Origin of the sequence: Actinophytocola algeriensis, assembly GCF_014203735.1 — a bacterium.
GTDB lineage: Bacteria > Actinomycetota > Actinomycetes > Mycobacteriales > Pseudonocardiaceae > Actinophytocola > Actinophytocola algeriensis.
In genome coordinates, this window is sequence record NZ_JACHJQ010000003.1 from 1,117,451 (window position 1) to 1,136,783 (window position 19,333).

General features: G+C 68.5%; 18 protein-coding genes and 1 pseudogene. 9 read left to right on the top strand and 10 right to left on the bottom strand.

The window, feature by feature from the left end; all coding sequences use genetic code 11:
- Positions 1 to 9 precede the first annotated feature (9 nt).
- Both FHR82_RS17710 and FHR82_RS17715 read left to right on the top strand, forming a co-directional pair.
- Positions 10 to 1,140 (top strand): CapA family protein, encoded by a 1,131-nt coding sequence (locus FHR82_RS17710; RefSeq protein WP_184811591.1) that lies wholly within the window; start codon positions 10 to 12, stop codon positions 1,138 to 1,140.
- A gap of 18 nt (positions 1,141 to 1,158) precedes the next feature.
- Positions 1,159 to 1,968, top strand: coding sequence for a serine hydrolase domain-containing protein (locus tag FHR82_RS17715; RefSeq protein WP_184811457.1), 810 nt, complete (start codon positions 1,159 to 1,161; stop codon positions 1,966 to 1,968).
- On the opposite strand, the gene FHR82_RS17720 is transcribed toward FHR82_RS17715, so the two are convergent.
- Positions 1,940 to 2,113 (bottom strand): DUF397 domain-containing protein, encoded by a 174-nt coding sequence (locus FHR82_RS17720; protein WP_184811458.1) that lies wholly within the window; start codon positions 2,111 to 2,113, stop codon positions 1,940 to 1,942. The genes FHR82_RS17715 and FHR82_RS17720 overlap by 29 nt on opposite strands.
- A gap of 88 nt (positions 2,114 to 2,201) precedes the next feature.
- Positions 2,202 to 2,960, bottom strand: a complete 759-nt coding sequence (locus FHR82_RS17725; RefSeq protein ID WP_184811459.1) for a helix-turn-helix domain-containing protein — start codon at positions 2,958 to 2,960, stop codon at positions 2,202 to 2,204.
- A gap of 92 nt (positions 2,961 to 3,052) precedes the next feature.
- On the opposite strand from FHR82_RS17725, the gene FHR82_RS17730 reads away from it, so the two are divergent.
- Positions 3,053 to 3,490, top strand: coding sequence for a PPOX class F420-dependent oxidoreductase (locus FHR82_RS17730; protein WP_184811460.1), 438 nt, complete (start codon positions 3,053 to 3,055; stop codon positions 3,488 to 3,490).
- A 3-nt stretch (positions 3,491 to 3,493) separates the two neighbouring features.
- On the opposite strand, the gene FHR82_RS17735 is transcribed toward FHR82_RS17730, so the two are convergent.
- On the bottom strand, positions 3,494 to 4,180 hold the full coding sequence (locus FHR82_RS17735; protein WP_184811461.1) for an SDR family NAD(P)-dependent oxidoreductase: 687 nt from the start codon (positions 4,178 to 4,180) through the stop codon (positions 3,494 to 3,496).
- A gap of 47 nt (positions 4,181 to 4,227) precedes the next feature.
- On the opposite strand from FHR82_RS17735, the pseudogene FHR82_RS48025 reads away from it, so the two are divergent.
- A pseudogene (locus FHR82_RS48025) lies at positions 4,228 to 5,116 on the top strand (helix-turn-helix transcriptional regulator).
- A 90-nt stretch (positions 5,117 to 5,206) separates the two neighbouring features.
- Here the strand turns inward: FHR82_RS48025 and FHR82_RS17745 are convergent.
- Positions 5,207 to 6,868, bottom strand: a complete 1,662-nt coding sequence (locus tag FHR82_RS17745) for a DNA repair helicase XPB (protein WP_184811462.1) — start codon at positions 6,866 to 6,868, stop codon at positions 5,207 to 5,209.
- An 88-nt stretch (positions 6,869 to 6,956) separates the two neighbouring features.
- On the opposite strand from FHR82_RS17745, the gene FHR82_RS17750 reads away from it, so the two are divergent.
- Positions 6,957 to 7,835 (top strand): LppU/SCO3897 family protein, encoded by an 879-nt coding sequence (locus FHR82_RS17750; protein ID WP_184811463.1) that lies wholly within the window; start codon positions 6,957 to 6,959, stop codon positions 7,833 to 7,835.
- Between the two features lie 163 nt (positions 7,836 to 7,998).
- Positions 7,999 to 8,814, top strand: a complete 816-nt coding sequence (locus FHR82_RS17755) for an LppU/SCO3897 family protein (protein ID WP_184811464.1) — start codon at positions 7,999 to 8,001, stop codon at positions 8,812 to 8,814.
- Positions 8,815 to 8,873: 59 nt separating this feature from the next.
- Here the strand turns inward: FHR82_RS17755 and FHR82_RS17760 are convergent, their stop codons facing one another.
- Genes FHR82_RS17760 through FHR82_RS17785 form a run of 6 tightly spaced genes read right to left on the bottom strand, consistent with a single transcriptional unit; the run spans position 8,874 to position 14,392 of the window.
- Complete coding sequence (locus tag FHR82_RS17760; protein ID WP_221463818.1) at positions 8,874 to 10,361, bottom strand: UbiD family decarboxylase; 1,488 nt, start codon at positions 10,359 to 10,361, stop codon at positions 8,874 to 8,876.
- Between the two features lie 2 nt (positions 10,362 to 10,363).
- On the bottom strand, positions 10,364 to 10,936 hold the full coding sequence (locus tag FHR82_RS17765) for a UbiX family flavin prenyltransferase (protein ID WP_184811466.1): 573 nt from the start codon (positions 10,934 to 10,936) through the stop codon (positions 10,364 to 10,366).
- 3 nt (positions 10,937 to 10,939) lie between these two features.
- Complete coding sequence (locus FHR82_RS17770) at positions 10,940 to 11,764, bottom strand: ABC transporter ATP-binding protein (RefSeq protein WP_184811467.1); 825 nt, start codon at positions 11,762 to 11,764, stop codon at positions 10,940 to 10,942.
- Positions 11,765 to 11,772: 8 nt separating this feature from the next.
- A complete protein-coding gene (locus FHR82_RS17775) occupies positions 11,773 to 12,624 on the bottom strand; it encodes an ABC transporter permease (RefSeq protein ID WP_184811468.1) in 852 nt (283 codons plus the stop codon).
- The gene (locus FHR82_RS17780) at positions 12,621 to 13,385 is read right to left on the bottom strand and encodes an ABC transporter permease (protein WP_184811469.1); all 765 of its coding nucleotides are present in this window, start codon (positions 13,383 to 13,385) and stop codon (positions 12,621 to 12,623) included. The genes FHR82_RS17775 and FHR82_RS17780 overlap by 4 nt, the downstream gene beginning before the upstream one ends.
- An 11-nt stretch (positions 13,386 to 13,396) precedes the next feature.
- Positions 13,397 to 14,392, bottom strand: a complete 996-nt coding sequence (locus tag FHR82_RS17785) for an ABC transporter substrate-binding protein (RefSeq protein ID WP_225944044.1) — start codon at positions 14,390 to 14,392, stop codon at positions 13,397 to 13,399.
- 656 nt (positions 14,393 to 15,048) lie between these two features.
- Between FHR82_RS17785 and FHR82_RS17790 the strand changes: the two genes are divergently transcribed.
- The 3 genes from FHR82_RS17790 to FHR82_RS46170 all read left to right on the top strand — a co-directional run bounded on the left by FHR82_RS17790 (position 15,049) and on the right by FHR82_RS46170 (position 19,309).
- Entirely contained in the window at positions 15,049 to 18,063 is a 3,015-nt protein-coding gene (locus tag FHR82_RS17790) for a sensor histidine kinase (protein WP_184811471.1), read from the top strand.
- Positions 18,060 to 18,485, top strand: a complete 426-nt coding sequence (locus FHR82_RS17795; RefSeq protein ID WP_184811472.1) for a roadblock/LC7 domain-containing protein — start codon at positions 18,060 to 18,062, stop codon at positions 18,483 to 18,485. Before FHR82_RS17790 ends, FHR82_RS17795 begins: the two co-directional genes overlap by 4 nt.
- A gap of 113 nt (positions 18,486 to 18,598) precedes the next feature.
- Positions 18,599 to 19,309 carry a DUF742 domain-containing protein gene (locus FHR82_RS46170; protein ID WP_225944045.1) on the top strand — a complete coding sequence of 237 codons (711 nt, stop codon included), beginning with the start codon at positions 18,599 to 18,601 and terminating at the stop codon, positions 19,307 to 19,309.
- Positions 19,310 to 19,333 lie beyond the last annotated feature (24 nt).

Genomic DNA, 19,333 nt, shown 5'->3' on the forward strand with positions numbered 1-19,333 from the left:
CCCGGCACTATGGCCCGGGTGCGGCGGATGCTGGGGCTCTGCGGAGTGGCTCTCCTCGTTTCCGGCTGTGCGGGCGGGCCCGTCCAGGCAGGCGAACCGGTGCCGCCCTTCCACCCCGCCACCGTCACCCCGCGCGAGAACCCCGCCGCCAAGCCGCCCGGCTCGTTCACCGTCGTCGCGACCGGTGACGTGCTGATTCACCCCGCGCTCACCGAGCAGGCCGAGGAGGACGGCGGCGGCGACCGCGACTTCACGCCGCTCTTCGAAGGCATCAAGCCCGTCATCGAAGGCGCCGACCTCGCGATCTGCCACATGGAGGTCCCGCTCGCCCCCGAGGACGGGACGTTCGAGGGCTACCCCCTGTTCTACGCGCCGCCCGAGGTCGCCGAGGCCGTGGCCGCCACCGGGTACGACACCTGCTCCACCGCCTCCAACCACACCTTCGACCACGGCGCCGAGGGTGCGGCGACCACGCTCGACGCGCTCGACTCCGTCGACATCGGGCACACCGGGTCCGCGCGCACCGAGGCCGAGGCGGACACGCCGCTGGTGACCGAGGTCAACGGTGTCAAGGTCGGCCAGGTGTCGTTCACGTTCGACTACAACCAGGGCACCGAGGAGCCGGAGCCGTGGATGGGCAACGAGATCACCGTCGACGGGGTGGTCGAGGCCGCGCGGAAAGCTCGCTCCGCCGGGGCCGAGGTGGTGATCGCGAGCCTGCACTGGGGCATCGAGGACCAGCACGAACCGACCGAGGACCAAAGGGACACCGCGGAGGCGATCCTCGCCGACCCGGCCGTCGACCTGATCATCGGCCACCACGCGCACGTGGTGCAGCCGTTCGAGAAGTTCGGGGAGAAGTGGGTCGCCTACGGCCTCGGCAACTCCGTCGCCAAGCACGAGGAGCCGCGCGGCACCACCGAGGAAGGCCTGATCGCGCGCTTCCGGTTCACGAAGTCGGAGGTCGGGTGGCGGGTCGACAAGGCCGAGTACATCCCGACGCTCGTCGACCTCGGCCCGCCGATCCGCCTGAAGGACCTGACCACCGGCGACGTCGACCCCGCCCGCAAGCAGGAGGCGCTCGACCGCACCGACGGTGTTGTGCTGTCCCTCGACCCGCCGGGACTCACGCGGCCATGAGGTCGTAACGTCGATCCCATGGAGAGTGTGCGTGCGATCGACGGCTGGCCGGTCGAGAACGCGGCGGTCGCGGTGGTGTCCGCGTCGGGTGACCTGCTCGGTGCCGCGGGCCCGCAGGAGCGCGAGTTCAAGCTCGCGTCGGTGACGAAGCTGCTCACGGCGTACGCCACGCTGGTCGCCGTCGAGGAGGGTGCCGTCGAGTGGGACCAGCCCGCGGGCCCCGAGGGTTCGACGGTCCGGCACTTGATCGCGCACGTGTCGGGCCTCGCGTTCGACGAGCACAAGGTCATGGCCCAGCCCGGCACCAGGCGCATGTACTCGAACACGGGCTTCGAGGTGCTGGCCGACACCGTCCACGAGGCGTCCGGCATCCCGTTCGCCGAGTACCTGACGGAGGCGGTGCTGGCGCCGCTGGGCATGGAGTCGTCACGCCTCGCGGGCACCGCGGGCGCTGGTGCCGTGTCCACGTGCGCCGACCTGGCCCGCTTCGCCGCGGAGCTGCAGTCCCCGACGCTGGTCGCACCGTCCACTGTGGAGGAAGCGACGTCGGTCGCGTTCCCCGGCCTGTCCGGTGTGCTGCCGGGCTACGGCTACCAGAAGAACAACGACTGGGGCCTCGGCTGCGAGATCCGCGACCACAAGAGTCCACACTGGACCGGCAAGAACAGCTCACCCGCCACGTTCGGCCACTTCGGACAGTCGGGCACGTTCCTGTGGGTCGACCCGGCAGCGGGCGTTGCCTGCGTGGCACTCGCGGACCGCGCCTTCGGCCAGTGGGCCATCGACACGTGGCCGGACTTCACGGACGCGGTACTCGCCGAGCTGTGAACGCCCGCCACTGAGCGGGAGAGAACCGCAACACCGGACCGGCGGTGTCCTTCGAGTCCCGGACCCCGACCAGCACTGTGGTGAAGGCGACCTCGACGCAGCCACCGTTGCCGCCGCCGCTGAAGCTACTCTTCCGCCACTCCATCTCGGTCCTCCGGAACGTCGTATTCGTTTGCCACACGGGCAAGAAGTGCTCGGGACTGTCCCTCATCCAGAGTAACGGCCTTCAGCTTCTACAGGATCGATCGATAGATGCGGATGTCGTCGGGCGTCTCCAAGAAGAGGCCGTGCGTCTGGTTCTCGACGTAGGCGACTGGCCCGTGGTTGCGGTATTCCATCAGTTCGAACGGGCCGCCGAGGAAACCGAGCGAGAACGACGCGGGCACCACCCGGACCGTGCACCAGGGCCGGGCCGTGATGAGGGCGAGGTGCAGCAGCTGATCGTTCATCACGCGGGGGCTGCCCACGGTCGAGCGGAGCACCTGTTCGGGGATGAAGAACGTCAGGTCGATGCCGAACTCGCGGCGCAAGAGATCCTGGCGTTCCAGCCTGATCCGCACTCGGAGGTCGATTCCCTCGTCGGGGAAGCGGCCGGTGGCCCGGAACACGGCTCTGGCGTAGTCCTCGGTCTGCAGGAGGCCAGGCACGAGCAGGGGCTCGTACTGGTGGATGCTGGTGGCGGTGGTTTCGTGGGTCGTCAGGGTGCGCAGCTCGTCCGGGACGTTGGGCTGGAGCCAGTCCCTGGCCCAGATGTCGCGGCACATGGCGAGCAGTCGGTCCATCTCGGGCCCGACGACGCGGAAGTACGCCAGGTAGGTGGCGACGGCCACCTCGGAGGCCCCGCGCTGGCCGTTCTCCATCCTGGTGACCTTGCTGTCCGACCACCCCAGGGCACGCGCCAGGTCGTGGACGTTGCAGCCCGCCCGCTCGCGCACGCGCTTCAGTTCGGCGCCCAGCTGACGGCTTCTCGTGGTGGTGTGCCGACCGGTCATGCCGCCAACGTAGATCCGCCGGGGGCCGCCGGAGGGCGAGGTTCACCCGACCCGGCGGGCGCTTGACCGTGGGTCCGGGCACGATGGCGGTCATGTACCACATGGACCGCGACGAATGGCTCCGCTTCGTCTCGCACGGCACCCGCACCGGCAAGCTCGCGACGGTGCGCAAGGACGGCTCCCCGCACGTGGCGCCGATCTGGTTCCTGATCGACGCGACCGACGACGGCGACTTCATCGTGTTCACGACCGGCGCCGACACGGCCAAGGGGTACGCCGTCAAGCGCGACCCGCGGCTGTCGATGGTGGTGGACGTCGAGGAGCCGCCGTTCTCGTTCGTGCAGTTCCAGGCCGAGGCCGAGGTGTCCGAGGACCTCGACGAGATGCTCGGCTGGGCCACTCGCCTCGGCGGGCGCTACATGGGCACCGACAAGGCCGAGGCGTTCGGCAAGCGCAACGCCGTGCCCGGCGAGCTGCTGGTCCGCGCCCGCATCACGAAGGTCGTGGCGCTGGCGGAGATCGCCGACTGAGCGCTACCAGGCCAGCACCCCGGACTCGTCCTGGAAGGTGCCGGTCGGACCGTCCGCGTCGAGGGTCGCCAGCCGCACGACGGTTCTGGCGCTCTCCTCCGGCGACCGTCCGATGCCGAAGCCCGCGGTCATGTCGGTGGCGGTGGTGCCGGGTTCGAGTGCGTTGAACTTGATGCCCCGCTCGGACTTGGCGTACTGGACCGTCAGCATGGTGGCGGCTGCCTTGGACGCGGAGTAGAGCGCGACAGGCAGGTGGTACTCCGGCCGGTCGGGGTTGTTCACCGCCCAGAACGACCCGGCGCTGCTCGACACGGTGACCACGGTGGGGTTCGAGGACTTGCGCAGCAGGGGGAGCGCCGCCTCCGTGACGCGCACGACGCCCACCGCGTTGGTGTCGAAGGCGCGCAGTGCCGTGGGACCGTCGACGACTCCGGGTTCGAGGATGCCCGCGTTGTGCACCAGGACGTCGAGCAGGCCCTCGGCCGCACCGATCGTCGCCAGCGCGCCCGCCACCGACGCGTCGTCGGTCACGTCGAGCTGAACGAACCGGGCGCCGAGCGCTGCCGCGGCCTTCTCACCCCGCTCGACGTCCCGCGCACCGACGTAGACGACGTGTCCCAGCTCCAGAAGCTGTTTGGCGGTCTCGAAACCGATGCCCTTGTTGGCCCCGGTGACCAGTGTGACGGTCATGTGCGTCCTTCCGAAATATGTGGCCTGAGCGGACCGTTGTCGACGCTATGCGGCGCCACTCACCTCAACCAGAGCCCTCTCGTGCCCGGGGAGTGACAGGACCCCCTCCGCGGAGCGGGACGAACCCCCTCGGCGCGTACCTGCGTGCCCGGCGCGAGCTGGTGACGCCTGCGCAGGCGGGCATCCGCGACGTCGGTGTGCGGCGGGTGCCGGGGCTGCGGCGTGAGGAGGTCGCGATGCTCGCCGGCATCAGTGCCGACTACTACCTGCGGTTGGAACGGGGCCGCGACCGCAACCCCTCCGCGCAGGTGCTCGAGTCACTCGCGCGGGTGCTCCGCCTCGACGACGACCACGTCGCTCACCTGCGGACCTTGGTCGCGGAGGCACCCCGAGGACGCCGACCGCACGAGGAGACCCCACCACCCGGCGCGCTCAAGCTCCTGGACTCCCTCGCCCAGCCAGCGTTCATCGAAGGCCGGTACTTCGACATCCTCGCCTCGAACCGCCTCGCCAGAGCACTCTCGCCCGGCCTCGCCGCGGGGGGGCAACCAGCTGAGGGACATGTTCCTGGACCCGGCCGAGCAGGCGCTGCACCCCGACTGGCAGAACGTCACGCAATGCCTCGTCGCGAACCTGCGGCAGTCCGTGGGGAAGGACGTCGACGACTCCCGCTTCGTCGAGCTGACCGGCGAACTGGCACGGAGAAGTCCCCGCTTTCGAGAGCTGTGGGCCCGCCATGACGTCCGCAGCCAGTACGGGGCGCCGATCCGGATCCATCACCCCCGGGTCGGGGCACTGACCCTCAACCGGGAACGACTGGGCATCAGCGGCGCCGAGGGGCTGATGCTCGTCGTGTACCACCCGGACGCCGGGTCGGCCGATGCGGACAAGCTGACTCGCCTGGCGTCCGCACCGGACCTGGTCAACTCGGCCTGACCGAGTCCGCCGCCGATCCGGCCAACCCAGCTCGCCGTGAAAGGCGCGTTCACGGCATGACCGGTGCCGCGAACGCGCCTTTCACAGCACCTAACCCACAGACGGCAGCTGCGGGCCCAGGAAGTCGTCCGCGTCGCGGATCGTGTACGCGTAGCCCTGTTCGGCAAGGAAGCGCTGCCGGTGCGCGGCGTAGTCCGTGTCCAGCGTGTCCCGGGAGACCACCGAGTAGAAGTGCGCCTGCCGGCCGTCCTCCTTGGGGCGCAACAACCTTCCCAGCCGCTGCGCCTCCTCCTGCCGCGAACCGAACGTGCCGGACACCTGCACCGCGACCGTCGCTTCCGGCAGGTCGATCGAGAAGTTCGCGACCTTCGACACCACCAGCGTCCGCAGCTCACCCTGGCGGAACATCTCGAACAGCCGCTCGCGCTCCGCGTTGCGGGTCGAGCCCTGGATCACCGGCGCGTCCAGCTCGCCGCCGAGCATCTCCAGCTGGTCCAGGTACGCGCCGATGACCAGCGTCGGCTCGTCGGGGTGCTTGTCCAGGATCTTCTTCACCACCGGGATCTTCGTGTCCACAGTGGAGCACAGCTTGTAGCGTTCCTCCGGCTCGGCCGTGGCGTAGGACAGGCGCTCGGCGTCGGTGAGGGTCACCCGGACCTCGATGCACTCCGCGGGCGCGATCCAGCCCTGCGCCTCGATGTCGCGCCACGGCACGTCGTACCGCTTGGGGCCGATCAGCGAGAACACGTCGCCTTCGCGGCCGTCCTCGCGCACCAGCGTGGCCGTCAGGCCGAGGCGCCGCCGGGACTGCAGGTCCGCCGTCATGCGGAACACCGGCGCGGGCAACAGGTGGACCTCGTCGTAGACGACCAGGCCCCAGTCGCGGGAGTCGAACAGGTCCAGGTGCCGGTACTCGCCCTTCGACTTGCGGGTCATCACCTGGTACGTGGCGATCGTGACCGGGCGGATCTCCTTGCGCTCACCGGAGTACTCGCCGATCTCCTCCTCGGTCAGCGACGTGCGGGCGATCAGCTCGCGCTTCCACTGCCTGCCCGCGACGGTGTTGGTCACCAGGATCAGCGTCGTCGCCTTCGCCTGGGCCATCGCCGCCGCGCCGACCAGCGTCTTGCCCGCACCACACGGCAGCACGACCACACCGGAACCACCGGCCCAGAAAGCGTCCGCCGCCTGCCGTTGGTAGTCGCGCAGCGTCCAGTCGTTCTCCTCCAGCTCGATGGGGTGCGCCTCGCCGTCGACATACCCGGCCATGTCCTCCGCGGGCCAGCCGACCTTCAGCAGCAACTGCTTGAGGCGGCCGCGTTCCGACGGGTGCACGACGACCGTGTCGTCATCGAGGCGCGCCCCGATCATCGGGGCGATCTTCTTGTGCCGCAACACTTCCTCGAGCACGGCGCGGTCGATCGTGGTCATCACCAGGCCGTGCGCCGGATGGTTGGACAGCTGCAGCCTGCCGAACCGGCCCATGGTGTCGACGATGTCGATGAGCAGCGGTTGCGGCACCGGGTAACGCGAGAACACGGTGAGCGCGTCGACCACCTGCTCGGCGTCGTGGCCCGCCGCGCGGGCGTTCCACAGCGCGAGCGGGGTGACACGGTAGGTGTGCACGTGCTCGGGTGCCCGCTCCAGTTCGGCGAACGGCGCGATCGCGATCCGCGCGTCGTTCGACCTCGGGTGGTCGACCTCGAGCAGCAGTGTTTTGTCGGACTGGACGATCAGTGGGCCGTCGGTCACTTCTGGCGGTTTCCCCTCGGCTTTGACATCGCAAATGTCACAACAACCGGCTCGTCGTATTCAATCCCGCAACGCTAGATTGCGGTGCATGACGACGCCTCCCTACCAGCCGGGGCCTTACGGGCAGCCCAACGATCCATATGGTGGTCAGGGAGGCTACGGCCAGCAGAGACCGCCGCAGCAACCGCAGTACGGCCAGCCACAATACGGCGGCCAGTACGGCGGCGCCAACGACCAGACGCAGGCGTTCGGGAACGCGCCGCAGAGCCCGTACGGCGCCACCCAGCAGTGGCCGGGTGGCGGCTACGGCGGGATGACGCCGCCACCGGAGCCGCCGCAGAAGAACACCGGGATGGTCGTCGCGATCGTGACGATCGCCGTGCTGGTCCTGGCGGGCGCGGGGATCGGGCTGTACTTCCTCAACAAGGACGGCGGCGACAACACCGCGGGTGGCGGGACCTCCACCTCGGCCTCGGACAAAACGGACTCCTCGTCGGGTGCGGGAACGGACGAGGAGACCGCGACAACGGAGGAGACCGAGGAGCCCATCGCGGACCCCGGCGAGGCCATCGACGCCCAGCCCGGCGACTGCATCAAGGTGAACGTCGCGAGCTCCACCAACGCGGACGTGGAGACCGTCGACTGCTCGACCCCCGAGGCGATCTACAAGGTCGCGACGCGCGAGGAGACCGACACCGGGTCCTGCCCGAACGACCAGTACGTGTCGTACACGGAGGAGGGCCAGCTCCTGCTGTGCCTGCAGTTGAACGTGTCCCGGGGCGACTGCCTCGAGGTGACGGACTCCGAGGACAAGCGGGCGGACTGCGCGGCGCCGGGCGTCACGCACGCGGTGATCGACGTGCTGGACGGTGTCGACGACGAGACGCAGTGCTCGGACGCCACCACCGAGGTCATCACCTATCCGCAGCCCCCGCTCACCATCTGTCTCGGATCGCCTACCGCATAACATCTCCGGGCCCCACCGCGACCGTTCGATGACGGACCGTGGTTTCCCAGAAGTTCCACTGAGGACTTTGGTGGGGTGGCACACGACTGTCGGTGCGGTCGCGTACATTGCTGCTCTCGAACCAAGTCTTCCGATTTGTCGGCATGTTGTGCGAGGGGTGCACATGAACTCTCCGAACTACCCGCCTCCCGGCGGGCAGCAGGGCCCGTACGGACCGCCCCAGACGCCGCCCGGTGGCCAGCCGTACGGCCAGCGGCCGCCGCAGTCGCCGCCCGGTGGGCAGCCCTACGGCGCACCGCCGCCCCAGGGCCAGCCCTACGGTGGTCCGCCCCCGCAGGGGCAGCCGTACGGTGGCGGTGCCCCCCAGGGCCTCGCAGGCCCGGGCGGTCCCGGTGGCCCGGGTGGTCCCGGTGGTGCGCCTCCGGTCGGCTACGCGACACCGCCCCCGCCGCCGCCCGCCGCGAAGCCGAACAACACCGGCAAGATCATCAAGATCGTGCTCGGCATCGTCGTCATCGGTGTCGTGGCCACGTTCGCGATCATCAACTGGGGCACGGCGCCGTCCAGCTCCAAGGTCGGCGACTGCATCAAGGTCAACAACGCGAGCTCGTCGAACGCGGACGTCGAGAAGGTCGAATGCACCGACCCGAGCGCGGCGTACAAGGTGGCGGCCACGTTCGACGACAGCTCCGCCGAGTGCCCGGGTGGCACCGAGAGCGACTACGTGTCGTACACGGAGTCCGGCCGCGGTGACCTGACGCTGTGCCTCACGCTGAACGCCAAGGAAGGCGACTGCTTCGAGCAGGGCGACGCCGACAAGCAGGTCGAGTGCACCGACCCCAACGCCACGTTCAAGGTCATCAAGATCCTGACCGGCACGTCGGACGGCAACGGCTGCCCCGAGGAGAGCCAGGGCAACTTCTACGCCTACGCCGAGCCCGCGATGGTGCAGTGCTTCGGCCCGCCGGCAGAAGCCTAGGCAGTACGGCACAAAGCGGGGCTCCCAGCATTCGGGAGCCCCGCTTTTCGTTGTCCTGACTACATGATCGCGCCGCTGGACTTCGGTGCCGGGCGTGCCGGCGTGCCGTGCTCCGCGCGCTCCGCGGCGGTCCACTTGTCGACCGAGGACGGCCGCGTCGTGGTCGGCTCCGGTACGTCGATGTCGAGGCCCTCGATGGAGAACTCCTTCAGCCGCACCCGTTCGTAGGCGTAGGTCTTCGGGAACGGGTGGGTGGCGTTGAAGCCGATCTTCGCGCCGAAGTAGTCGGGGAAGGTCGGGTTCAGGCCGTGGCCGAACACCTCCGGCACGGTGATCACGCCGGTGGTCGGGTTGAGCCGGGTGGTCAGGGCCCACTCGACGTCCGATGCGTCGCGGATGTCCACGTCCTCGTCGACCACGGTCACCATCTTCAGCGGCGGGAACGCGGCGAACGCCGACATCACCGCGAGCTGCGCCCAGCCCGCCCGCTTCTGCTGGATCTGCACGACCGCGTGGTAGAAACCGCAGCCACCGTGCGGGAAGTAGACGTCGAGGACGCCCGGCACCTGCTTGCGCACCGACGACAGCACGGAGGCCTCGCCGAGCACACCGGCCGAGTTCCACACCTCCTTGCCGCAGATGATGGTCTGGAACACCGGGTTGGCGCGGTGGTGGACGGCGTTCACGTGCACGACCGGCCGCGGCGCGACCTTCGCGTAGTAGCCGGTGACCTCCGCGAACGGGCCCTCGTCGGCGACCTCGCCCGGGACGATCTCGCACTCCAGCGCGTACATGGCGTGCGCGATCAGCTCGACACCCGGCGCGTCACCGCGGACCAGCTCGACCGGGTCGCCGTGGAACACCGACGCGATGCCGAGCTCGTCGGTGTCCGGGGGAGCGGCCTCGGCCGGCGTCACGGCCGCGAAGTGCACACCGGGCCCGACGCCGATGTTCAGCGAGAACTTCAGCGTCTCGCCGCGGTCCTTGGCGTGCTCCAGCGCCATCTGGAGGTGGCGGCCCGCGTCGATGTTGATGTGCAGCCGGTCCCGGTCCACCAGCTGGAACCGCTGGATCGACGCGTTGCGCACACCCGTCTCCGGGTCGGTCACCACGACCACGCCCGCGTCGATGTACGGGCCGCCGTCCCGCTCGGCGTGCGTGGGGATCGGGAGTTTGAACAGGTCGACGACCGGCTGCGTGTACTCCTTCACCGGCCCCGTCTCGACGACCAGCGGCTCGACCGCCTTGTCGAACGGCTCCTTCTGCCACTCCTGCACCTTGCCGGAGATGTGGGTCGCGAGCTGCTTCTCCTTCGTGCCGATCAGCTCCGCCAACAGCTCCCGTGACCAGTACAGGCCGGTGAACACCGGGTGCTCCTGCCCGCGCACGTTCTCGAACAGCACCGCCTGCGCACGCCCCTCGAAGTGGGACGCCACGCTGGCCAGCTGGTGCACCGGGTCGACCTCGGAACGCACTCGTATCAGCTGCCCGGCCTTGTCCAGCGTCTCGATGATGACGCCGAGGTCGTGCAGAGGGCTCACCGGCATGTTCAGTCTTCTCCCCATCTACGGACGAGGTCCGTTTCGATGTCGAAGTAGTCCAGCACCCGTCCAATGGTGTGGTCGATGATCTCGTCGAGCGATTCGGGCCGCGTGTAGAACGCGGGCACCGGTGGCATGATCAGCGCGCCGTCCTCGGCCGCGGCCTGCATGGCCTTGAGGTGCGCGATCCGCAGCGGTGTCTCGCGGCACATGAGGACCACCTTGCGGCGTTCCTTCAGCGCGACGTCGACGGCCCGCGTGAGCAGGCTCGTGGTGTTGCCGTACGCGATCTCCGACAGCGAGCGGATCGAGCACGGCGCGACGACCATGCCCAGCGTCCGGAAGGAGCCGGAGGAGATGGCGGCGCCGATGTCGTCGCTCGGGTAGTAGACGTCCGCGAGCGAGCGAACGTCCTCGAGCTTGAGGTTCGTCTCCTCGAAGATGGTCCGCTTGCCACTGCGGCTGATCACCAGGTGTGTCTCTACGTCGACTTTCCGCAGGGCCTCCAGCATCCGGATCCCGTAAACGGAACCGGACGCGCCGGATATGCCGACGACCATGCGTCTCGCGGATGTGGACATGGCTTACTCCGCTACAGCTTCAACGGGCACCGCTTGTTTGACCTCGTGGACTTCGTCGTGCACACCCGCCGTGCCGTAACGCAGCAGGCGGGCCACCTCCCCGCGCAGGTGGACGAAGTCGTCGGTCTCCTTGGTCGTGATCTGGTCACGCTCCGCGCCGAGCGACACGGTCAGCGTGGACACGACCGTGCTCGGCGCCTTGGACAGCACCAGCACCCGGTCGGAAAGGTAAACGCTCTCGTCGATGTCGTGCGTGACGAGCAGGACCGTCGTGTCGTACTCGCGGCGGACCCGCAGCAGCAGGTCCTCCAGCTCCGCCCTGGTCTGGGCGTCGACGGACGCGAACGGCTCGTCCATCATGAGCAGCGCGGGCTGGCAGACCAGCGCGCGGGCGATGGCGACACGCTGCTGCATGCCGCCGGAGAGCTGCCAGGGGTACTTCTCGACAGCGTCGGCGAGGCCGACCCAGCCGAGGGCCTCGTCGACGACCTCGTGGCGCTGCCTGCGCGACATGCCCCTGGCCTTGAGCGGGAACGCCACATTGCCGCGCACGGTGAGCCACGGGAACAGCGACTTGCTGTACTCCTGGAACACGAACGCCAGGTCATGCGGCACTTCGGTGATGCGTTCGCCCATGAACCGCGACTCACCCGCGGTGGGCGGCAGCAGGCCGGAGATCGCCCGCAGGAGGGTCGACTTGCCGCAGCCGGACGGGCCCACGATGCAGACGATCTCGCCCTTCTCCACGGAGAAGGTGATGTCGCCGAGCGCGGTGTGGGTCTTCGCGCCCGATCCGTAGGTGTGGCTGATGCCGGTCACGTCCAGCATGGGACGGTCTACCTCCCGGTGAGACTCTTCGACCTGGTGTGCCAGCCGATCACCCGGTTCTGGATGACGAGCAGCAGTACATTCAGGACATAGCCGAGTATGCCAAGCAGAACGATCCCGGCCCACATCTTGGGCAGCGAGAAGTCGCGTTGCGCCATGATCATCTGGTATCCGATCCCGTTGGTCGACCCGACGAGCTCGGAGATGACCATCAGGATCAGCGCGAGCGACAGACTGACCCGCAGACCTGCGAAGATCTTCGGCAACGCTGCCGGGAGCACCACGGTGGCGAGGAACCGAGGCTTCGACAACCGCATGCTCCTGGTCGTCTCGACTACCGTCTCGTCCAGCGTATGCGCGCCGTCAATGGTGTTGAGCAGCACCGGCCAGATCACCCCGAAGATGATCGTGGCGAGCTGCATGGGGGTGCCGATGGGGAAGAGCACCAGGAACACCGGCAAAAGCGCAGGTGGCGGGACTGACCGCAGGAACGAGATGGTCGGTGAGAAGTAGTCGTACAGCTTCTCCGACCGGCCCATCATCAGGCCGAGGACAACGCCGACGACACCGGCCGCCGCCCATCCGCCGAGCAGGCGCAACAGGCTCGGCACGACGTCGTCGAACACCGCGTCGGACAGCCACAGCTGCGACGCGGGGCCGGAAAGCCACAGGTCGACCATGGTTTCGCCGATGGTCGACGGGGTCGGGAAGTACGGCGCCTCCGCCAGCGTGGTGGCGACCTGCCACGCCGCGATGAAACCGGCGAACACGGCCCACTTGCCGAGGAACCCGATCGCGCGGCCGCGCCGGGCACGCGTGTCCGGCGTGACCTTCTTCTCTTTTCGTTCGGTCACAGTCATCGCGCGCGGTCCCCGTCCGACCAGTTGACCCAGCGCCGCTGGGCCCACTCGAAGATCAAGTTGATGGCGAAACCGATCACGCCCGCCACGAACGTGCCCGCGATCGCGAGGTCCATCTGGGCGCCACCCGTGCCGGTCTCGGTGATGAAGCTGCCGAGACCACCCGCGCTGCCCGCGAGGACCTCGGTGCTGACCACCAGGATCAGCGCGATACTCGCCGAGATGCGGACGCCGGTGAGCACGAACGGCGCGATGGCGGGCAGCTTGACCTGCGTCAGCATCTGCCGCCGCGTCAGGTTGAACGCCTTCGCCGTGTTGATCTGCACCGGGTCGATGTCGCCGATCGCGTGCACGGTGTTGAACAGGATCGGCCACACCGCGCCGAACACGGCCAGTGCGATCTTCGCGTCCACGGAGTCACCGAATGCGATCAGCGCGAGGGGGATCATCGCGACCGACGGGATCGGCCGCAGGAACTCGACGATCGCGCTGGTCACCTTGCCGACGGCCGGCACGCTGCCGAACAGGATGCCGAGCGGTACCGCGATGAGCGTCGCGATGACCATCGAGATCGCCCAGCTCGAGATCGTCTCGACGACGTCGACGGAGAACTCGTAGTCGTTGAACATCTCGACCAGCCGCGCGCCGATCACCGACGGTGGCGGCAGCTGGTTGGGGTTCACCAAGCCGGAACGGCCGACGAGCTCGCAGACCGCGAGCACGCCGACCGTTCCGATGGTGTTGCGTACCAGGCGTTTCATCCCGGCTGGTGCTAACCGTTCTCGGACGGCATGGACACGACCAGCGGCTCGACGTCGAGCTTCTTCTCCAGCATGTCGTACGTCACCAGGAGGTCGGCAACGCGCTGGAGGCGCTTCGCGTCGATCGTGGTCGGGAACTGGCCGATCTTGACGATCGCCGCGGTCTCCGGGTCCATCTTCGCGAACTTCGGCAGAGCCTCCTCGACCTTGCTGCGGTCAGCGGCCAGCTGCTGGCCCTTCAGCAGTGCCCGCTGGAACGCCGCGATGGTGTTCGGGTTCTGCTCGGCGAAGTCCTTCTTCGTGGCGAAGCCGGAGAGCGGGAAGTTCTCGGTCGGGCCGGCACCGGTCAGGTCGAACACGATCTTGTGGCCGAACTCCTTCTGCGCCGCCGTCACGAACGGGTCGATGAACGCCGCGGCGTCGACCTGCTTGTTCTGGACGGCTGCCGCCATGTTCGGGAACGGCATCTCGACCAGGTTGTCCTTCACCTTGTTGAAGTCCACGTCGTTGGCGGTGAGCACAGCGCGGAGCAGGAGCTCGTTGATGTTGCCCTTGGCGTTGACGGCGATCTTCTTGCCCTCGAGGTCCTTCGGGCTGTTGATCGGAGAGTCCTTGCCCGCGATGACGGCGAAGTTGCTGTTGGGTGTCGACAGGTAAGACTCGCCGATGAACTTCATGTCGACGACGCCCGCGCTCTGAGCCTTGATGAACGACACCCAGTTGCCGAAGGTGATGTCGAACTCACCCGAGGCCAGGGACGGGATCGCGAGCGCACCACTCTGGATGGTCGTGGCCTCGATCTTCAGGCCCTCGTCGGCGAAGGTGTCGTTGAGCAGTGCGAGCTGAGCTCCCGCGCAGTCGATGCCGATCATGACGCCGACCTTCAGGGTGGTCTTCTCCAGTGGCCCGGAGGCCGCGGTCGTGCCGTCGCCGGAGTCACCTGCCTCGTCGGAACCACCGAAGAGGCCGCAGCCTGCCGTCAGTGAAGCCGCGAGGAGGGTCGCCAACAGTCCGACCGCGCGGACGGACCCGCGCCTGGCCCGACCGACTCTGCCTGGACGATTCATTGTCTTGCCGTCTCCTGCCTTGGAATTATGCGGCGATCAGAGCGTTGGGAAATGTCGCTTTAACACGGGCTGCCCCTGCACCGTGTTAAGGACGACCAGTTGTATACCCGCCCGGAGGTATAGCCACCCGATCGGGTACTGTCAACAACCGGCAATCACGATGCGTGACTGCCTGGTCGCTTGCATGAGCAACGGCCCGGTAGTCTAGGAGCAGCGGCGAACTTACGAAGCGAGTGTGTCGTCCGCCACTTTTCAAACGTCAAGAGTTTTCGGTGGTCCAGTCCACCGCGGACGTGGGAAAGATCTTGGGCGAGACGGCCGCATACAGTGTTGCCGGAGCCATCACCAGCAGGTTCGTACTATCGGCGGGTGGTGGGCCAAGGTGGAGGGTGGTCGGGGGCCATCACACCGTGCTGAACGGTCACCCGTGGTCCGTTCTGTACGTCCGAGGTGGAACTCGTCCCCTTGACCGGTGGTCCCTATACGGGAAAGCTGTGCGCCGCAGTGTCAGCCACACGGGTGAGATTGCTATTGATGTGTGTGCCTTTGACTGACGGCGTCTTGGGAGTGTGTCCGGAGTGGCCAGGGACAGTGCGTTGGACGGTGACAGTACGACCGACAGCGCCGTGCGGCGTGCCAACGCCGCTATTCGCGCCGAGCAGGCGTCGGGTCGGCCGGGCAAGCGCAGGCGTTTCCGCCTGAGCGAGTGGCGCCTGCCGACCAAACTGATGGTCGTGCTGCTGGTGCCGACGCTCGCGGCGCTCGCGTTCGCCGGTCTGCGCGTCTACACGCAGATCAAGCAGGCGAACGATCTCGACTACCTGCTCCAGCAGGTCGAGCTGCACTCGAAGCTCTACGAGGCGGCCGACCAGATCCAGAAGGAAGGCCAGGTCGTCGCGCAGTTCGCGGCGCGGAACCGAACGGGAGACCGCGCGCCGATCGACGCGCAGCTGCAGGCGACCGACGACGCGGTCGCCGAGGTGCGCGGCGCGGCGGAGGCCTTCTACGGCGAGTCCGACGAGAGCGTCCGCACCGAGTACGAGCGGATCTTCTTCCGCCTCGACAGCCTCGGCCCGCTGCGCGAGGTGGCATCGAACTCGCAGTTCGACGGCATCGCCGTCGCCTCGATTTACGCGGACATCGTGGCCAACGTCCTGCAGATCGGCCAGCTCGCCCGCTCCGACGTCGGTGGCGGCCAGCTGACCCCGCGCCTGACCGCGCTGAACTCGATCGCGACCGCGAAGGCGCAGATCGCACAGCAGTTCTCCTACATCACGGTCGCCGCGCAGCAGGGCGCGATCCGCGTCCCGGACCTCAACGAGATCCAGGCCGCCGTCGCCCGGCACGACTCCGCGCTCGCGACGTTCAACTCCGTCGCCACGCCGGAGGAACTGCAGCGGCTCAACGACACCCTGGTGGGTCCCGCGGTCGACCAGCTGAAGCAGAACCGCCAGCTGCTGCTCGTCCGCGGTGAGACCGGCCAGAACCTGGGCATCGTCCCGAACGAGGTCGTGCAGGCCGGTACGAGCACGCTCGGCCTGTACCGCACGATCGAGACCGGTGAGCTCACCGACCTGCGGGACTCGATCTCGACCCTGCGCAACGACCAGCAGGAGGCCACCCTCCGCGACGCGGCGATCGTGCTCGCGGTCCTGCTCCTCGCGGTCCTCCTGGCGCTGCTGGTGGCGCGGTCGCTGCTCAAGCCGCTGCGCGTCCTGCGGTCCAACGCGCTGGACGTCGCGTACTCGCGACTGCCGCAGACGGTCCGCCGGATCCTGGCCGACCCGGACCCGGTGGCCGCGTCCAAGAACGCGGTCGAGCCGGTGCCGGTGTTCACCCGCGAGGAGACGGGCCAGCTGGCCCGCTCGTTCGACGCGGTGCAGGAGCAGGCGGTCCTGATGGCGACCGAGCAGGCGCTCCTGCGCGACAACATCAACTCGATCTTCGTCAACCTGTCCCGCCGGTCGCAGGCGCTGGTCGAGCGCCAGCTGTCGCTGATCGACCGCCTGGAGCAGGACGAGCAGGACCCCGACCAGCTGGCGTCGCTGTTCGAGCTGGACCACCTCGCCACCCGTATGCGGCGGAACTCGGAGTCCCTCCTGGTGCTTTCCGGCACCGGCCTCTCGCGGCAGCTGTCGCGGCCGGTGCCCGCCTCCGACGTGGTCGGCGCGGCCGTGTCCGAGGTCGAGCACTACGCCCGCATCGAGGTGGCCTCCGCACCGGAAGTCGCGGTCCAGGGCCGCGCGGTCTCCGACCTCGTGCACGTCATCGCGGAACTGCTGGACAACGCCACCTTCTTCTCCCCGGCGGACAAGAAGGTCATCGTCCGGATGGCCATGACCCGCAAGAAGGAGCTGGCCATCCAGATCACCGACCAGGGCGTCGGCATGTCGGAGGACGAGATCGGGGCCACCAACGCCCGGCTCGCCGACCCGCCGGACCTGGACGTCGCGGTGACCAGGCGAATGGGCCTCTACGTGGTCGCGCGCCTGGCCAAGCGGCACAACATCACCGTGCGGCTGCGCGACAACGAGGACATCGAGGGCGGCCTGATCGCCCGCATCAACGTCCCGGCCGAGCTGGTCCAGCCGATCGGCGCGACGCCGAGGTCGATGGCCTCGCCGTCCACCACCGGCTCGCTGGCCATCGCGGACCAGACGAGCACGGAGGCACGGCTCAACCCGCCCACCAACGCCCCGTCCCGCAACAGCGGCATCGCGGGTGCGTTCACGGGCAACATGCCGAGGATCCGCCCGGAGGGCACGCCGGCCGGCGCCGACACGGCGCACGACCGCACCCCAGCCGAGCTGTCCGGCTACCCACCTTTCAACCCCGGGTACGAGGGCAGCGCCGAGGCCACCACGGCGAACGGTGTGCCAGCGGAGCCGCCCGCCCCGCAGAACGGCCGCCACGACCCCGCCGACACCGGTACGGCGCTGTTCGGTGCGCCGCTGCCGGAGGCGCCGGTCGAAGACACCTCGTACCAGCCGTTCGCGGGCGGCGGCAACACGCCTTCCGGGGAGGCAGAGCTGAACGTGGATGCGCCGACCGAGCGCCTGCCCATCTACGAGGCCGTGCTGTCACAGTGGTTCGAGGCCGCGGACACCGGTTCCGCCCCGCCGAGGGGTGCGGGCGGTGCCGACCCGGCCGAGACCGCGACGAACGGCAACGGGCACAATGCCAATGGCACCAACGGCACCAATGGCTCTGCCAACGGCACCGGGATCGCCAACGGTCACGTGGAGGCGCAGGCCGAGCCGGTCGAGCCCACCCCGTGGACCTCGCCCGGTGACGACGGCTGGCTCGCGGCACAGGCACTGCTCGATGACAAGACCCCCGACGCCACTACCAACGCCGGTCTGCCCAAGCGGGTACCGAAACAGCACCTGCTCCCGGGGTCGGCCGCGCCGCGGCACGAGGCCAGGGAGAACACCGGCGGGGAGGCGACTCCAGGTATGCCGCCGCTGCCCCCTCGAACCGCAGACGCGGTCCGGGGTCGCATGTCAAGCTTCCAACAGGGCGTACGGCGGGGGCGCCACGCGCTCATCGAGGCATACGCTGGTGACCAATCCGGTTCGGAGCAGAGCCGTCAAGACGAGGAGCAGGAGTGACGACCGCGTCCGCACAGCAGCCCGGCAGCTTCGGGTGGCTTATCACTGATTTCGTCCGTCAGGTTCCTGGCGTGGCGCACGCCGTGGTCGTGTCGGCGGACGGCCTTCTTCTGGCCGGTTCGCAAGGCCTGCCGAGGGACCGCGCCGAGCAGCTCTCCGCTGTCTCGTCCGGCCTCGTCAGCCTCACGCAGGGCGCCGCCCGGTGCTTCGAGGCCGGTGGCGTCAACCAGACCGTGGTCGAGATGGACCGGGGCTACCTGTTCCTGATGTCGATCTCCGACGGTTCGTGCCTCGCCGTGCTGGCGGCGCCGAACTGCGACATCGGTCCGGTGGCGTACGAGATGACATTGCTGGTCGAGAGGGTCGGCCAGCAGATGACTCCGGAGCTGCGAGCTCAGCTTCAGGGCGCACAGCGCAGGTAGCGGGGCATGCTTACCGCGCGGAGCGGAGGTCTGGGCTTATGCGTCCCAGCCGAGGACATCTCGACAAGCGACTTCCGCGCGCCGTCGAGCCAGAGCGGAGGCGAGTAGAAGCGATGCCGGAGAAAGGTTGGGAGGACCTCCCCGAGCACGACGTTGGCGACGCACCGAACAGGTTCGACGTCGACGGATTCCGGGCCAGGCTTTTCGGTGGCCCGGGTGCGACGCTGTACGGGGACTCCGGGATACCGGCACAGTCGAACTGGGACAGCAAGGAAATTCCCACGGTCGGCAGGGACGGGATCTCTGACAGCGGGGTAGGCCACAGTGGCGTCCACAACAGTGGCGTGCACAACAGCGGGGCCTACAACAGTGGTGTCCACAACAGCGGCGTCTACAACAGTGGAGTCCACAACAGCGGAGCGTGGGGTGCTGAGGACTTCCTCGGCTCCGACGCACGTGGTGGCGGCGGTCCCGCGCCGCACGAAACCGGATCGCTGGTCCGCCCGTACACCAGGACAGGTGGGCGTACGCGGTCCGATTATGATCTTGCGATCGAGGCGCTGGTGTCCACCAGCGAGCGGGGGAAGGCGCCGGACGCGGCGGTGCTGCCGGAGCACCGGTCCATCTGTGGCCTGTGCCTGGACACCAGGTCCGTCGCGGAGGTGGCCGCCCACTTGCGGCTCCCGCTCGGCGTCGCCAGGGTGCTGATTGGAGACATGGCCGGTATGGGACTGGTCCTGATCCATCAGAGCGGCATGGTCGTCGGCGACCGGCCGTCGATCGAATTCATGGAAAGGGTGCTCAGTGGTCTCCGCAGGCTCTAGTCCCCTCGGCCCGCGCGGCGCGTC

Coding starts and splice junctions, on each gene's coding strand:
- FHR82_RS17710 (WP_184811591.1), top strand. CDS start 10: ATGGCCCGGGTGCGGCGGATGCTGGGGCTCTGCGGAGTGGCTCTCCTC.
- FHR82_RS17715 (WP_184811457.1), top strand. CDS start 1,159: ATGGAGAGTGTGCGTGCGATCGACGGCTGGCCGGTCGAGAACGCGGCG.
- FHR82_RS17720 (WP_184811458.1), bottom strand. CDS start 2,113: ATGGAGTGGCGGAAGAGTAGCTTCAGCGGCGGCGGCAACGGTGGCTGC.
- FHR82_RS17725 (WP_184811459.1), bottom strand. CDS start 2,960: ATGACCGGTCGGCACACCACCACGAGAAGCCGTCAGCTGGGCGCCGAA.
- FHR82_RS17730 (WP_184811460.1), top strand. CDS start 3,053: ATGTACCACATGGACCGCGACGAATGGCTCCGCTTCGTCTCGCACGGC.
- FHR82_RS17735 (WP_184811461.1), bottom strand. CDS start 4,180: ATGACCGTCACACTGGTCACCGGGGCCAACAAGGGCATCGGTTTCGAG.
- FHR82_RS17750 (WP_184811463.1), top strand. CDS start 6,957: ATGACGACGCCTCCCTACCAGCCGGGGCCTTACGGGCAGCCCAACGAT.
- FHR82_RS17755 (WP_184811464.1), top strand. CDS start 7,999: ATGAACTCTCCGAACTACCCGCCTCCCGGCGGGCAGCAGGGCCCGTAC.
- FHR82_RS17760 (WP_221463818.1), bottom strand. CDS start 10,361: ATGCCGGTGAGCCCTCTGCACGACCTCGGCGTCATCATCGAGACGCTG.
- FHR82_RS17765 (WP_184811466.1), bottom strand. CDS start 10,936: ATGTCCACATCCGCGAGACGCATGGTCGTCGGCATATCCGGCGCGTCC.
- FHR82_RS17770 (WP_184811467.1), bottom strand. CDS start 11,764: ATGCTGGACGTGACCGGCATCAGCCACACCTACGGATCGGGCGCGAAG.
- FHR82_RS17775 (WP_184811468.1), bottom strand. CDS start 12,624: ATGACTGTGACCGAACGAAAAGAGAAGAAGGTCACGCCGGACACGCGT.
- FHR82_RS17780 (WP_184811469.1), bottom strand. CDS start 13,385: ATGAAACGCCTGGTACGCAACACCATCGGAACGGTCGGCGTGCTCGCG.
- FHR82_RS46170 (WP_225944045.1), top strand. CDS start 18,599: ATGCCGGAGAAAGGTTGGGAGGACCTCCCCGAGCACGACGTTGGCGAC.